This is a genomic window from Nostoc sp. FACHB-133, assembly GCF_014698055.1.
Classification (GTDB): domain Bacteria; phylum Cyanobacteriota; class Cyanobacteriia; order Cyanobacteriales; family Nostocaceae; genus Nostoc.
In genome coordinates this window covers 45,249-59,973 of the sequence record NZ_JACJSH010000036.1, presented here as the reverse complement: position 1 = coordinate 59,973, position 14,725 = coordinate 45,249, and the positions used below count along the sequence as shown (strand labels likewise).

The window sequence follows — 14,725 nt, the reverse complement described above, 5'->3', positions numbered from 1 at the left end:
AGAGGTATTTATGATTGCAGGCAAACTAGAAATAACAATCAAAATCAACGAACTTCCACAATCCAACATAGTAGAAAATGGTTGGCAACAATTTGAAATTGACTGTGATGGTCGCGTTATCTCAATTACAGTCAAACCCAAGATTTACAAGAAACTGACTGATGCTGCCAGTAATTACCCACAGTGGGTTGCAGCTATCGCTGGTAAACTCGGTCAGCAAACAGACAACGGGTTCGTGCTGGAGGAACCCAATATACAAGTTTTCGAGCGCAAGCCCAAGGCAGAAACGATCTCTGCGGTAGGTGTTGCTTCTTGAAAAAGTGATTACCCAATCAGGGTAAGCTGAAACAAACACTAGTAAATATGGAGGAGTCAAACAAAAACGTTGCAGAATCTCGTTAGATACGGAAAGATCACAAGTTATGTAAAATCAAGCTAATTGATAGGAGGTATGGAGGTGAAGATACAACAGTACGAGAATTTAACGCACAAAGCGCCACTAAGGAGTAGCGCTTCGTGCATGGCTTAAATTTCATATAACCTCAGAGCGGGGTTATCTCACTAAAACCAAAGCAGTGGCGTTTAAAGTTTGGCGACTTTTCCACTGACTGGTCAGACGAGATTGAATCCGCTGCTTCTCGTATTATACGAGAAGCCACACGAAACGCACCAGTTTCGTGTGGTAATTTTTGCTGTTAAAATTCAAAAGATTTAAATAGGTTAAGTTTGATTAAGAAAGATTCTGAATTTTGTAGCATAAAGCAATTGCAGCGCGAATAACAGTTATCAGTTACCAGTTACCAGTTATCAGTTGGGCGTAAAATCCCAGATTAGATAACTGTTGACTGTTGACTGATAACTGATGCAACCCCCTCTGAAGCTTGTCAACCAAGTTATCAGGGGAAAATATCGTGAAAAACAGAGAACGCCCCAAGAGCGCAGTGTTAGAGCGCATGGGGTTGAGTGCAGCTTTCGCATGGCAATTTTGTGCTGTGACGAAGGGAAATTTTCGGAATATCCAGGCTAGAGCAAGAGTTTCGCAGCTTGAAAAAGTTCTCCCCAAAAAATTCCTTGGAGAGAACCGATGAATGCCTCTTCAACTCAATACCCAAATAATCTCACGGCTGCTGAAAACCATGAGTTAACAGTTGGTAGTGCGATTCATCCGGCCCTGGTCCAGAGCAACTTCTTCCACATTGAAGGAGAATCAGTTTATGATTTCCTGTTCATATCTGATAAGGTCCCACGTAAGAATGCGGGTCGGGTCACGGATGGATACATAAAAATGTATCAGCACCTATTACTGGGTGGGACGTGGATTCAATCTCTTGACCCCTTTAAAAACTGGCAACCAATGGAGTGGGGGCGGATTAAGCCAAACTTCCCACGCATTGATTGGGAAAAAGGCAAGCCAGTTAAGTACGAATCACCCCCCAAAACCCCCAACCGCGTTACCTACTTTGATGTCGCTAACCCCATCTGGGACAAAGTTGCAAAGCGTTATTTAATTAAGCGCTATCATTCACTTTTAGCGCTGCGCTTACTGGATCAACTCAATCCACTAATATTTTGGGAGTGGGTGAAACAGCATCCAGAGATTCCGATAATATTATGCGAAGGGGAGAAGAAAGCCGCTTGCTTGCTGAGTCTGGGGTTTGTAGCGATCGCACTCCCTGGAATTTGGAACGGGCGCGTAGGCAAACAGGATTTTGATGAACGGTTGCATCCTGACTTAGTACCGATGGCTCAGGCGGGACGCAAGTTCATAATTCTTTTTGACTACGAAACTTCTTCTAAAACCAGGTGGTCGGTGTTTCAAGCCACTGTTCGCACTGCAAAAGCAATCGAATCGGCTGGTTCTGAATGTGAAGTTGCATTACTGCCGGGGCCAGAGAAAGGCGTTGATGATTTTGTAGTTGGTCGCGGGGAAGATGCTAACGCTTTACTGACCGCAATCATCGATGATGCCAAATCACTTGCCGATTACCAGCGCTCGTATCGGGCTAAAAAATGGGGACTTAGCAAATACAAACCAGATGTCACTATTAATATCAAGTATCTCTCTGAGGCTTTGTGCATTCCTGAACTTGAAGAAAAATGCTTGAGAGTGCCTGAGCTTTATGAGCTTGAAAAGGAACAACTTTTCACGCCATCTATAAAAGGACATCAAAGAAAGGAGAAGTCTACGGATTCTGGCGGAGTTGATTCATCCAAATCGAAGAAATCCCCTACTTTCAATTTTCCGAAAACCGGACTGGTCGTACTCTGGAGCGACATGGGTACTGGTAAAACTGAACTCATGCGCTGGTGGCGTGACCAAAATCCTAACGCACGGTTCCTCAACAATGGACATCGGGTTAACTTGTTGAAAAATCTTGCCGAACGCTTGCAAACAGCCATGTACTCCGACTTGGGTTACACAGGTTTAGCTCAGGCTCAAGCCCTCTCCATTACTATTGACAGCTTGCATAAGCTGAATACTCAGTCTCTCACCTACGGCTGCATATTTATAGATGAAGCTTGCCAATACCTCACCCACCTACTGCACAGTAATACTTGCAAACAACACCGTGCAGCAATCCTAGAAGTCCTGGAATATATAGTATACAATGCGCCACTGGTCGTCATCGCTGATGCACACATGGATGATTTAACGGTAAACTTCTTTCTTGCAATGCGACCAAAAGGTGAAGTACCTTACATCATTAAAAACGAGTGGCGAAACGGTTCACGCACAATTTATTGGTACGAGGGGGATAATTCTAGCGCTCTAGTCGCCCAAATCTCGGCAGCGCTAATGCTTGGTGAGAAAGTCATGGTTGCCAGCGACAGTAAGCGTTTTATCAAAAAACTCGACAAATCCTTTACTATCAAGTACGAAGAATCTAGTAGTTCGCCAAGTGAACTTGGCGGGGTGCATGTTAAAGGGGAAGGGGAAAAGGAAGAATTAACAGATTCCTCCTCCGCCCTTTCCCCCTTACCCCTTACCCCTTGCCCAGCCCGTAGGACTTCATACCGCATTTGGTCGGTTCATTCCGATAATTCTGGCAGTGATGAGAATGTCGCTTTCATCAAAGATATCACCAACGCCGTCAAAAACTTTGATGCCTTGTTCACCTCTCCCAGTCTCGGTACTGGTGTCGATATTTCTGAGTATCATTTTGACTTAGTATTTGGTGTCTTTCACGGCGTTTCCCAAACCGCTACCGAATGTGCCCAACAACTGTACCGCTATCGTCCAAAAGTCCCGTTTCATATTTGGGTGGCCCCACGTCCTCCCTTTGGTTACAAGGATACAAACGCATCCAAGATTAAAGAGCGCTTACTCCAAACCAATGAAATGACCGCTTTTCTGTTGCGAATTGACAGAGAAACGGGTAAGCGGGGAGCGGAGAAAGATTGGGCGCTTGAGGCTTACTGCCAAATTATGGCTAACCGCCACTATTCTCTCAATAATCTGCGCGATGACTTGCGATCGCTCCTCACAGAAATGGGCAATACATTTATATGTGTGGGCAGTGAAGATGATGAGCAATCTCTTGAAAGTCTTAAAGCAGCAGCACAAGCTTTGGATCGTGCCCACAATTCGGCTGTTGCCAAGGCCAAGAATATTACTTTGAGCGAGTACCGTGCCCGTCAGAGCAAAGATTACCTTGACCCTAATGAAATTTTTGAATGTGAAAAGTTCCGCATTTCTGATTCTTACGGCATCGAAGTAACCGAATCGCTCGTAGAAATGGATAAAGGAGGTCGATTAATTAGAGCGATCGCTGGACTTGAGGCCATTTTAGCCCCACCCGAAGAATCGTTTACTGACCCCAAAACCGGGCAAACTTATCCTACACCACCAACAATTGTCACCCAAAAAGACCGCACCGAGCGCGACAATCTACCTTTGTGCATCGACTGGGGCAATTACTCGGCGCGGTGGCTGGCTAGATTTAACCTGGGGCTGCATCAAATTCTCACTTCTTTAATGAAAGGTGATGAAGTTACTGCCGACGATTCCACCTTACTCAAGATGACGGAGATCGCTATACATTGTGCTGCTCACGTTAAAGCAATTCTTGGGTTTACTATTCCCAGTGACTGTAAACCTATTTGGTTGCTAGGAACTTTAGTCGAGCAGCTGGGGCTAAAGCTGACTTTCCGCAAGCAGGGCAAGCGCGGTCAACAGGTGAAACTTTTTTCTTTATCTAAAGAGGAATTAGAATTTGCAATGCATGTAATTGCTCATCGTGAAACGAAGCGCAATCAAAAAGAAAATCGAACCTATTATGCCCCCAAAACCCCTGCTGCATATAGTGTAAACCCCAATCAGCAGGCCGTATCCACACCCCCCCCTAATGCTATAGGGAACTCCCATTGCCAGGGGGAGGATACTACCGAATTTGAGTCGCCTCCGACAGATCGCGTTACGCTACTCCACTGTGTAGAAATACTTCGCTCTGGTATTTCTCGTGGAGTGGACGCAATCAAAGGCATTCTTAAACGATGGACTGGGGATTTGCGCTGGGAGACAGTACTGGAACTTGAGGCGATCGCGGCAAATGAACTGCGACTTGTGGAATCTCTTGTTCCTGAATTTTATGAATGGCTCTTGGAAGAAGTGTTGCCTATGGAGGGGGCTGGCTAGAGAAAAATCCCTTTGGCATTTGAAAGCTGTTTTTTGTTTCGTTCCCGGTAGCAATTGATGCCACTGGTTCCCATTTGTGCTGCCCACATCACAAGTCATGCAAAATGTTAAAGATCCATCAAGTTTAAAGCGCTACTGTCATTCGGTCTAGCCTTGAGATAGTGATCGGTGATGGCTAAATTGGCATGACCCAAAGTTTCTTTCACCAGCACTGGATTAGTCCCGCGCTCAATCGCGTGAGAACCGTGGGCATGACGTAACCAGTGAGCAGAAACCAGTTCGCTTAATCCAGCTTCAAGGGAGATTGCTTTGACAATCGGGTGCAAGTTTTGACGGTCGAGGTGTCCCCCTTTTTGACTTCGGAACACTGCGTCTGTAGGTAAAGCTTGACCTTTGAACTCCATTAGTTCCGCCCACAGCTTCGGCTTAATGAGAATTGTGCGATTTTTGCTCCCCTTGGCTTTTCTCACGTACACCTGTCCACTGTCACTGCGGGGTGTCAAATCTCCCCAAGTCAAATTACAGATTTCACTTGCCCGTAACCCTGCCTGATACAAGAGTTTGATAATTAACAAATTACGTAGGGCTGTGTACTGTCTTTTGGGAGTTTTCGCCAATGTTAAATGCCTATTGGCTGCCCGTACCAACAATTTAATATCAGCTTCATCAAGATAGCGTTCGTTGATTACATCTGGTAATTCACCCAGTTTTAGTGCCATACCCACATTAAAAGGGAGATATCCAATTTTATGAGCGAAACTAATCAAGCTTTTGGCACAAGCTATGTATATCCGCTTTGTGCTTTCGGCATTGCCCCCAAAAGAACTAGCGTATTCTACCAAGTCTTCATAAGTCACTTTTTTGAGCGGCTTGTCCAGAAAATTCAGAAATCGCCTAGTGTATCGCTGGTAAGCCCGAATAGAAGACGACGCTTTTCCCTCCAACCACAGCGCAATCAACTTCGCCTCCGCCTGCGCTACTGGCAAGGAAGCAAGAGCCTTTCTATGCGCGACAATATGAACCAGAGAGAGCGTCATTTTTTTTACTCCCTTAAAAATCAGACACAACGACAGTTTTGTCTGATGTTATAGTGTCTGATTTTTATTGTCGCTCTAAATGGTCATTTCAACTCACTGTTTCACAACTAAAAAATTCTCATTTTTTGCGTATAGTACACTCATAATACTTAGAATTATGATATAACTAATACAATTATTGACTATCCATTGCGGATTGAAAGTTGGGCATTTCCTCCGAGTATTGCCGTTTATACACGGCTAACTTGTAGTAGAAGGAGGTGCTATTTTTGGGTGTGGGAGGAGAATTAAGAAAAAAATTTGCAACGGCGATTGCTGAATTTAACTGGCGGGTTGACTATTTAAAGTTTTTTAGAAGGGAATAGGCAACAAAAGGTTTTGTCCGGGGAATGAGTAATAAGTTAAAAATTTTACTCCTTACTCCTTACTCACTACTCATTACTCCTCCATTCGAGGTGTGGTGAGAAATCCGGGAGTAAGTGATCGCTTCATCTTCATGCAAGTCAATTTTCCCGATTTGGGTGGTAAGGCACTTACCCGCTCATAAAGATACGAAAGTAAGATCCACCAGATCCACAGCACACAACAAGCAATTAAGAACACGGCTGGTATCTTTTTTTGTGGTTCCCCCTAAAAATACACCTTTAAAAGAAAAACCTAAAAATCGGTGAAAAAAATAAACTGAAGATGACTTTATAGTTAACAAATAATAAAACGGGATAAAGAGCATACTCCTAACAGTTCACTACACAAATATTACAGGTGTAGGTTTGGGTTAGAGAAAACGGGCAAAGGTGATTATTTTAAGAAACTTGTACAAAATTCTTCCCTGCTTCTGTTGCTTTCATGCCAAATCAAGCTTATCGGAATAGCCCGCTATTTAATCGCTATCAAGCCATAAAACTATAGAGTCATTTTTAGTTTATTTTTTGAGAGTGGTTTGATTCCTCTATAAAAAATTCTTCAAGAAATGGGTAAAACTTGCGTGCCAAAAACTCAAACTGTTCTGCAATTGATTCCGAACTTGTCCTGAATCAATTTTCAGGGTGAACGCCAAGATGCTCCCTGATGGCCGAAGGGACTTTAGCTGATTGCGAGTTAGTTTATGAGGTCGTAAATTATACAGTTAAAAATACAACTTTAACATCGAACGAAATCCCCGTGCTGTATCATGATACTTGTCTAGGTAAACGAATAAGCTTATGTTAGGTTCATTTAGCCTATTTACCTAGATGAGTATAATGCAGAAAGTTTTACTGCATAGCGCTGCCTACAGTAATAATAATTGCGTAATACAAGGTGTTTTAGATTACAAAAATACAGTAATACAGAGGGCATAAGGGAAGGTACAGACATCGTATGGCATAGTGTTCTGCAAATTCCCGCTCCTTTTAACACCCTCGATCTTGGCTCATATAAAGGATTAGTTTTTCAGAATCATAATTAAGTTTTTGCCGACCAATGGTCGGCAAATTGCGATTTTCATAGAGCGATCAGCTACGCTCTTGCGGTTACGCCATCCCTTAGTATAAGCATGAAGTAATCAATGACTGCAAAACTTAAGTATAAAAAACTACAAAATTTTGCTAAATAACTGATGTGCGTGAGCAAAACTATTTACTGGCTGAATTAACTTAAAAACGGCGATCGCTGTTGACTGCGCTGCTCACATCAAAAATTTTGGGTTTCACTGTTCCCTCTGACCCCAAACCAAGAGAGGCTGTTGGGGTTGTTGTTAGACCAACTGGGGTTAAAGTTAACTTACCGCTTGCAGGGGACAAGGGGTCAACAAGTTAAATTATTTTCTTTATCTAAGAAAGAATAAGACAATACTTGCGTTGGTTGGTTGTGGTGGAGATAGAGGAAGTTGCCGCGACTGAACTGCGATCCAAGGAAGCGACTGTGCCTGATGTTTACGATTGCGTCTTCTTCCATTCGTCTAATGTTAAGCAAGTTTTCCCAGTGGGTATTAATCCTGTGGTTGCTGACACACCAAAATTTTTCAGCGCATAATTTTCTACTTCTGCGTCCTTGAAGGCAAGTTCTACTACTGTTTGTTTTTCCTGCTTTGACAGAGCTTCAATCTTCACGTTTGCTGCGGTAGGAACAGCATTCGTTTTATCTCTGGTGAAATTTTTTACATTATAAAATTGCTCTTGTCCTGGCTTACCTGAGTTCAAGCATCCTTTAGACTTGACAAACAATCCTGTAGCCCAATAGCTATTAACAAAGTGTTGCTTATTAACAAACTGCACCCCATTAGCTGCCCAGACGTAAACGGGATCAACATATCCTTTAGTTTTGGGAATTTTAGTTTCGCTACATCTTACTCCATCCCGAAGACGACTTCTATAATCTCCGCATACCTTCCAAGTTATTCTATATAAGTTAGGTGTCTCTTCTACATATTGCCTTATTTGCTCCTGTACTTCCTTATCTTTTTGGCTTTGCTCATCAGTTGCCGCCGCATAAGCCGGTTTTAAGTCATTCTCTGCGTGAGCCACCAAGTCTCTTTCAGACTGGCAAGCTCCTAAGCATAGTGCTACACCTATTGAAACAAGTGCTGTAAATATTTTTCTTGTACTCATAAATGCTCCAACAAATGATTATGAAAATTAATTCTCAATTTCCTTGCTTGACCAAATATCTACTTCTAACAAATGCTGAATTACAAGCTGCAAGTATTATACATATTTGTTCTATACATGCACTCAAGTTTTAACAGTTTTTAGTGATGATGCAAAACATGGTGAGGTATCGAAGGTAAAGTTCAATTTATGGAGAGTAGGGATACTTAAACAAGTCGGAAGTCGGAAGTCGGAAGGACGCTCGCAGACTCGCTACCGCTACGCTAACGGAAGTACAGTTTTGTAACGGGGATTTTAATTAGGCTCTTAACTTAAATCCCCAAACTTTGTTAAAGCTAATTTCGATATGTTAAATCATAAAGCTAGCCAATAGTCAATCCCCCCTATTTGGCACTTACTGAAGAGTTTGCACAAATATTTATACTAAATAATGATTAAGGATGTGATTATATCAAGCACAAAGACTGATAATACAAGAAAGAGATTTTTATCTACGTAGATGATTGCTGTTAGAAATGTTTATACAGTACTACAGTTCTGTTTTTTTCAGTACCAGAGTTTGTGGATTTTGGGGTTGACTTATTCAAGAATGTGCCTATCCCTCAAGAGATCGTTCAGGAGAACGAAAGCAGATGCGTACTGACTACGAATATCTAGAAAGTTTTTCCGCTTCGGCAACAGCAACCCTCTCACCTTCTCCAAAGAATGAGAGGGCGACAAAAAGCACACTTACACTCATGGGTGTGACTGGTGTGTTGATGATAGCAGAGATGTCCATCCACAATATATTGATGGGTGGATTTATGATTGCGTCTGCCATCGTCATTGCCTTGCCGAAACAGTCACAAGCATTATTTACTAACTTCGATAAAGTACAACGAAAGTATGGAGTTAATCTCTATGCTGTGTTGTTTGCGCTGTTAGCAGTAATTTGCCTAATTGATTTTGCGGCGGCTCCAGCTAATGCTCAGTTCTTCAATAATGCTCAAACTTGGATGACCACCACTTTTGGTAATGCCGGCAATGGACAAACAGCAGCAGTTATCGCGCTTTTTTTCAATGTATTGAGAGCTTTATTCCTATTATATGTTGGGATCAGTTTAGTTCGGATTATTCAATCTGCCCGAAATGATGAAGACTGGCAGACACTAGCAAGAACTCCATTAATCATAGTTATGGCAGTTTTTGTTGGAGATTTAATTACTGCTTTGATTGTTCAGTAAAAAAAACTTTATGAGTTATCCGTTATTGATAAATACGCATTTGGATTAATAGCTGATAACTCTTGATTAAATCAATAAGTATGTCAAAAAAACATGATTTTCGGACAGTAAATCGGATTTTAGGAGAAAGACCAAGACTAGGGCCATTCCCTGCCGACCAAATATTTGCCTGGACATTAATAGCAGTAGTCAATGTATTTATCTTTAATTATCTACTGAAAACAAGTTGGTTAGGTACAGGATTAAGTATTGCTTGGGGATGGGCAACATGGTGGACAATTTCTACAAATAAAGACTTTTTCGGTAAGTTCGTCAGCGTCCCTCGGATTAGTAGGGGATATATGAGATTTCAATCAATACAACAGAAACAGAAGTCAGAAGTCGGAAGTCGGAAGTTGTAAGTCGGAAGAGAAATAAGTTCTGAGTTCTAGTGAAATTTCAGTTATTGGTAAAGTTATGCCAAAATCTTCTAATAAGGCTAAAGATAAATTAGGTAAAGTCGCATTAGAAAATGAGCAGATTAGTGTTGTGAAAATGCTCACTCCCTTTGAAGATATTATCCATTTAGGGGGCATTTGTGACCTCAACTTAGGAGGTAGGCAGGGTGTAGGCGCATTAATTCTCAAAAAAGGTGAAAATATTCAAATCAAATTCTGTTTTGATTGTTTAGGGATTCATCCGAATTTAGAATCATCACAAATGCTACCGATCTTTGAAGGCATAGAAGCCGGACTAAAAGAAATTCCCGAAGGCGAAAGTCTTACAATACACTTAGGGTCTTTTACCTCGGATTATTATAGACAAAAGGAACTATCTTCTTTAGAGTCAACTTGTTCTCAAGATCAGTTAAAGCTATTGATTCGTAGTGAGAGATTGCGAGTTAAAGAATTAACTCAAAGTGGCACTAGAAAAAATAAGTTTCTCCGGCTATGGTGTACGTACACTGTTATTGATGATGATGAACGTTCTGATGATTTTATCGAATCGATTATCAGAAAATTAGAAAAAGGTTGGTTTTCTTTTACTGGAGAAATTCATGCCCATAACAATACCAGAATTGAAAATATCCTCCAAAATTCCTTTAGCAATGGTTTTTTGCAATGGTCAGCCATACTAAGTAATAAAATGAAACTTGGGATTAGGGTGCTGAGTGCCCAAGAAATATGGGAAATGATTTGGCAGCAATTCAATTTGTCATCGCCACCAGCAATTCCTAATCCTCTAAAGATAGATTCCGTCAACGGGCTAGTAGAAACTCAAACTAGTGATTTTCACATCCGCCACCAGATGTTAGAGAATGAGGAGTCTGTGCCATTCTTTGATAGGAAATGGGTAAAAATCCAAAATAAATATATTGGGGCGCTCAACTTCAGCCAAAAGCCAGGGGGATGGTATGACGAACAAGCCCAACTGCGATATCTATGGGAATTAATCTCTAGAGATAGTATTTCTGATACAGAGGTGATTTGTCAGCTAACAAAGGCAAATCAAGCTATTTCTAAAACAAATCTTCAACGCATTACCAAGCAATCAATTACCAGCACTTCTTTATCTACAGATAAAGGAAATATTGATGTCAAGTCAGGGATGAATATTGAAGAAGCGGTAGAGGCGCAGAAGACAATATATAAAGGTAGTGTAGTAGTGCATACCGCAGTCGCTTTTCTCGTTCACCGCAAGACTATAAGAGAATTAGATGAGGCTTGCCGATATCTGGCTAGTTATTTTCTGCGTCCGGCAGTAGTAGACCGGGAGATTGAATACGCTTGGAAGACATGGTTGCAGTGTTGCCCATTTGTTTGGGAGCCGTTGTTAACCAAGCCTTTTAACCGCCGACTGCCATATTTTAGTTCGGAAGCACCAGGGCTGATGCCATTGATCAGGACTGCCACAGGCGATCGCACTGGCTTTGAGTTAATCGCAGAAGAAGGGGGCACACCAGTACATTTAGACTTGTACCAAAACCACAAGAATTTGGCAGTCTTCGGCGCAACTCGTTCAGGTAAATCTGTACTGGTGGCAGGTATTCTTACCCCGGCGCTAGCACAAGATATTCCGGTAGTGGCACTAGACTATCCCAAGCCAGATGGTACTTCTACATTCACCGACTACACTAATCTACTTGGTGAAGATGGGGCATACTTTGACATCTCCAAAGAATCAAACAATCTTTTTGAACTACCTGATTTGCGCTCTCTGGATGCAGAACTGAGAAATGAGCGATTGAACGATTTTAAGGAATTTCTTAAATCAGTGCTGATGACAATGGTGATGGGGACGAGCATGATTGGTGTCAGCCCAACAATTACCACCAATATTGAGTCAATCATTGCTTTAGCTTTAAAAACATTTTTTAATGATGATGAAATTAAATCGCGCTACAAGTCAGCAATACATTTTGGATTTGGGACTAAAGAATGGAGCGAGACTCCAACACTCAAAGATTTTTATAATTTTTGTTCTCCAGCTTTTATACAATTAGATTCTATTGCTAGTAAGAGTCAAGAGATTTCCGAAGCCTTAGAGCAAATCAGGCTGAGAATAAATTATTGGTTGAGTACCAGGGTAGGACAATCAATCTCACGCCCATCTAGTTTTAGAACTAATGCCAAATTACTAGTATTCGCTTTACGTAATTTATCGAGTGAAGCTGATGCTGCCATACTCGCTCTTAGTGCTTATGCTGCTGCATTACGTCGCGCATTATCATCAAAAGCTTCGATCTTCTTCCTTGATGAAGCACCAATCTTATTTCAATTCGATGCGATAGCGGAGTTGATTGGGCGATTGTGTGCCAATGGTGCTAAGTCTGGTATCCGCGTCATTATCTCTGCCCAAGAACCAGAGACTATATATCAGAGTGCATCTGCACAGAAGATATTTGCCAATATCACTACACGTTTAGTAGGCAGGATTCAATCATCAGCCGTTGACCCGTTCATTGTTCGCTTTAAATATCCTATTGAAATCATCAGGGTCAATAGTACGGAAGCTTTTTATCCAAAAAAGTCGGGGATTTACTCTCAGTGGCTGCTTGATGATAATGGCAAGCTTACTTTCTGCCGCTATTATCCCGCCTACTGTTTATTAGCCTCAGTTGCTAATAATCCCAATGAGCAGGAATTACGCAGTTTGTTTCTCAAACACTATCAAGATAATCCTCTGCTTGGTTTAGTCAAATTTAGTGAGGATTATATCAGAATGATTCGGGGGGAAGAGTTGTCAGACTTGGCTAAACATTTGATTTCCCGCTCACAAATCAAACAGGTTGCTTAATATGAAACCGATCATGAAGAAATTAACTCTTAGTGCGATAGCTTCTGCGACTTTTGTCAGTTTATTTATTGCTGCACCTAGTTATGGTTTCAGTATTAACGATTTTATCAATTCATTGGTTTCGGATCTTCAAAGTGAAGTTGGTGAAATTCAAGCCTGGGCATCTGATGAGATTAACAGTGCTTGGGCAGACATTAAAGAAAACGCGTCAGCTGCAATTGATAGTTCTATCGGACAATTGGGTGCGCCTGACCCAATTGCTTCGGCTGATCAATTGAAGGATTCACTTAAGGATGATTATTCTTATCCTGTCGCCCAAGAAAAAGCACAGAAGCTCTCACGTGAGCTAGCTTTGGCTTCTGTCGCTAGCGTGGTCAGCGAAAAAGGACAGCAGCAAACTCAAGAAAAAATTGATACTACTGCACAAATCGCCCAGCAAGCAAAAGGTATTGCTGATGAGGCGCAGAGTATGGATGCTTCACAGAATGTTCTCAAAGCGATCGCGTCTCAGAATGCGCTAATTGTGTCGATGTTAGCAGAACAACGTACTGATTCGCTATTAGCCCGACAGGACAATGCTTACTCTAACTTGATGCTAACGCAAGTAGCGGAGCATCTTGATTCCCAAAGGCAAAAGGAGAATTCCCAAGAAGATGGCAGATTGTCTCTAGTGCATGAAGTGGTACTTAATGCACGGCTAGATCCTACTTCTGCTGACTGATTAAAAAAGTATAGAAACACAGTAGGAGGTAAAGTTACAAGAGCTTTTACCTCCTATACAAACAATCAACTAGCGTTCAAATATCTTTCAAAATTACTGTATTGAGCAAGGATTCAAATCATGTTTTTATTAGCCCAAATAGATGGTGGTGATTTAGCTGATTTAGCCAAAGAAAATGCAGCTTCAATAGCGCAAGGATTTGATGAGCTTTGGAACGAAACTATTACAGGTGGTGTTTATTCAGCAGTTTGTACAGTCGGAGCTTTATTTGCTATAGCAACACTAACTTTCTTCGTCGTTGAATGGACAAAAAAAATGATGGCGGGGGAAGAACAAAGAGCTTATACAGACTTTATTTGGCCGTTAATAGTAATTCTTTTGCTCAGTAATAAGGGGGATGTACTAGGCAAGTCAACTTTGGGGATTAGAAACTATATTAATAATGTAAATAATATAGTTCTTAGCGAAGCGGCGGCAGGAATTGACCTCAAGCAAGCGTATGAAAGTGCATTGGGAACTGAAGCAGCACGTAGCGCTATTGGTATTGCTGTAAATAAATGTAGAAATTCATCTTTAAGTCAACAAGAACAAATCAACTGTTTGAATCAAGCTAAAGAAGATTTAACCCAAAAATATCCAGATAAGTTTAACAAAAATAATGGGGCTTTTTCTTGGTTTGTAGATGCAATTGATGGCGCTATCGATGCTTTTAATGATGTGAAAGATGGTCAAGCAAATGGAATTGATTTAATTTTATCTCCCATTAATGCTTTTGTTGGGTCTGCTGTTACTGACATAGTTACGATAATTTTAGTCGGAATGAATGGGGCTTATCAATGGGGAATTGAACTAACTATGCTTGTAACAGCACTGCTGGGGCCTATAGCTGTTGGTGGTTCTCTGCTACCTTACGGAGCTAAATCAATCTACAGTTGGTTAGTCGGATATTTCAGTATAGGTTTTGGCAAGCTCTGCTTCAATATCATTGTTGGTTTCGCCGGGCAATTAGTCGCTGAATCTAAATCTTATCAGCCAATGTTCTTTCTATTTACAATTGGTATAATTGCGCCATTCTTAGCTACAGGTTTAGCAGCTGGTGGTGGCATTTCTGTTTTACTTCAAATCAATAAAGCTGCTGAAACTTACAGTGGGATTGCCATTGAGGTTGCTAAAGGTGTTGCTACTAAAGGTGGTAGTTTAGTCGGGAAATTAGCTAAATAAAACGTAAGAATTCAGCACTCAGG

11 protein-coding genes are annotated in these 14,725 nt (G+C 41.4%); 8 read left to right on the top strand and 3 right to left on the bottom strand.

The window, feature by feature from the left end; translation table 11 throughout:
* Positions 1 to 10: 10 nt before the first annotated feature.
* The 3 genes from H6G86_RS24825 to H6G86_RS24815 all read left to right on the top strand — a co-directional run bounded on the left by H6G86_RS24825 (position 11) and on the right by H6G86_RS24815 (position 4,636).
* Entirely contained in the window at positions 11 to 316 is a 306-nt protein-coding gene (locus tag H6G86_RS24825; protein ID WP_190936567.1) for a fertility inhibition FinO-like protein, read from the top strand.
* 595 nt (positions 317 to 911) lie between these two features.
* On the top strand, positions 912 to 1,088 hold the full coding sequence (locus H6G86_RS24820; RefSeq protein WP_190936566.1) for a hypothetical protein: 177 nt from the start codon (positions 912 to 914) through the stop codon (positions 1,086 to 1,088).
* A complete protein-coding gene (locus tag H6G86_RS24815; RefSeq protein ID WP_190936565.1) occupies positions 1,085 to 4,636 on the top strand; it encodes a plasmid replication protein, CyRepA1 family in 3,552 nt (1,183 codons plus the stop codon). The genes H6G86_RS24820 and H6G86_RS24815 overlap by 4 nt, the downstream gene beginning before the upstream one ends.
* Positions 4,637 to 4,743: 107 nt before the next feature.
* Here H6G86_RS24815 and H6G86_RS24810 read toward each other — a convergent pair whose 3' ends face one another.
* From H6G86_RS24810 to H6G86_RS24800, 3 genes are all read right to left on the bottom strand, one after another.
* Positions 4,744 to 5,673 (bottom strand): tyrosine-type recombinase/integrase, encoded by a 930-nt coding sequence (locus tag H6G86_RS24810; protein ID WP_190936564.1) that lies wholly within the window; start codon positions 5,671 to 5,673, stop codon positions 4,744 to 4,746.
* Positions 5,674 to 7,307: 1,634 nt separating this feature from the next.
* A complete protein-coding gene (locus H6G86_RS24805; protein ID WP_190936563.1) occupies positions 7,308 to 7,454 on the bottom strand; it encodes a hypothetical protein in 147 nt (48 codons plus the stop codon).
* Between the two features lie 132 nt (positions 7,455 to 7,586).
* Positions 7,587 to 8,261, bottom strand: a complete 675-nt coding sequence (locus tag H6G86_RS24800; RefSeq protein ID WP_190936562.1) for a hypothetical protein — start codon at positions 8,259 to 8,261, stop codon at positions 7,587 to 7,589.
* A gap of 632 nt (positions 8,262 to 8,893) precedes the next feature.
* Between H6G86_RS24800 and H6G86_RS24795 the strand changes: the two genes are divergently transcribed.
* The 5 genes from H6G86_RS24795 (at position 8,894) to H6G86_RS24775 (ending at position 14,702) form a co-directional block, all read left to right on the top strand.
* Positions 8,894 to 9,484, top strand: coding sequence for a hypothetical protein (locus H6G86_RS24795; RefSeq protein WP_179076233.1), 591 nt, complete (start codon positions 8,894 to 8,896; stop codon positions 9,482 to 9,484).
* An 80-nt stretch (positions 9,485 to 9,564) separates the two neighbouring features.
* Positions 9,565 to 9,885: a hypothetical protein gene (locus H6G86_RS24790; RefSeq protein WP_190936561.1), complete on the top strand. Its 321-nt coding sequence runs from the start codon at positions 9,565 to 9,567 to the stop codon at positions 9,883 to 9,885.
* A gap of 55 nt (positions 9,886 to 9,940) precedes the next feature.
* On the top strand, positions 9,941 to 12,760 hold the full coding sequence (locus H6G86_RS24785; protein WP_190936560.1) for a putative type IV secretion/conjugal transfer ATPase: 2,820 nt from the start codon (positions 9,941 to 9,943) through the stop codon (positions 12,758 to 12,760).
* A 1-nt stretch (position 12,761) separates the two neighbouring features.
* Positions 12,762 to 13,481 carry a hypothetical protein gene (locus tag H6G86_RS24780; protein ID WP_190936559.1) on the top strand — a complete coding sequence of 240 codons (720 nt, stop codon included), beginning with the start codon at positions 12,762 to 12,764 and terminating at the stop codon, positions 13,479 to 13,481.
* 120 nt (positions 13,482 to 13,601) lie between these two features.
* Positions 13,602 to 14,702 carry a hypothetical protein gene (locus tag H6G86_RS24775; RefSeq protein WP_190936558.1) on the top strand — a complete coding sequence of 367 codons (1,101 nt, stop codon included), beginning with the start codon at positions 13,602 to 13,604 and terminating at the stop codon, positions 14,700 to 14,702.
* The last annotated feature ends 23 nt before the right edge of the window (positions 14,703 to 14,725 follow it).

Coding starts and splice junctions, on each gene's coding strand:
- H6G86_RS24825 (WP_190936567.1), top strand. CDS start 11: ATGATTGCAGGCAAACTAGAAATAACAATCAAAATCAACGAACTTCCA.
- H6G86_RS24815 (WP_190936565.1), top strand. CDS start 1,085: ATGAATGCCTCTTCAACTCAATACCCAAATAATCTCACGGCTGCTGAA.
- H6G86_RS24810 (WP_190936564.1), bottom strand. CDS start 5,673: ATGACGCTCTCTCTGGTTCATATTGTCGCGCATAGAAAGGCTCTTGCT.
- H6G86_RS24800 (WP_190936562.1), bottom strand. CDS start 8,261: ATGAGTACAAGAAAAATATTTACAGCACTTGTTTCAATAGGTGTAGCA.
- H6G86_RS24795 (WP_179076233.1), top strand. CDS start 8,894: ATGCGTACTGACTACGAATATCTAGAAAGTTTTTCCGCTTCGGCAACA.
- H6G86_RS24790 (WP_190936561.1), top strand. CDS start 9,565: ATGTCAAAAAAACATGATTTTCGGACAGTAAATCGGATTTTAGGAGAA.
- H6G86_RS24785 (WP_190936560.1), top strand. CDS start 9,941: ATGCCAAAATCTTCTAATAAGGCTAAAGATAAATTAGGTAAAGTCGCA.
- H6G86_RS24780 (WP_190936559.1), top strand. CDS start 12,762: ATGAAACCGATCATGAAGAAATTAACTCTTAGTGCGATAGCTTCTGCG.
- H6G86_RS24775 (WP_190936558.1), top strand. CDS start 13,602: ATGTTTTTATTAGCCCAAATAGATGGTGGTGATTTAGCTGATTTAGCC.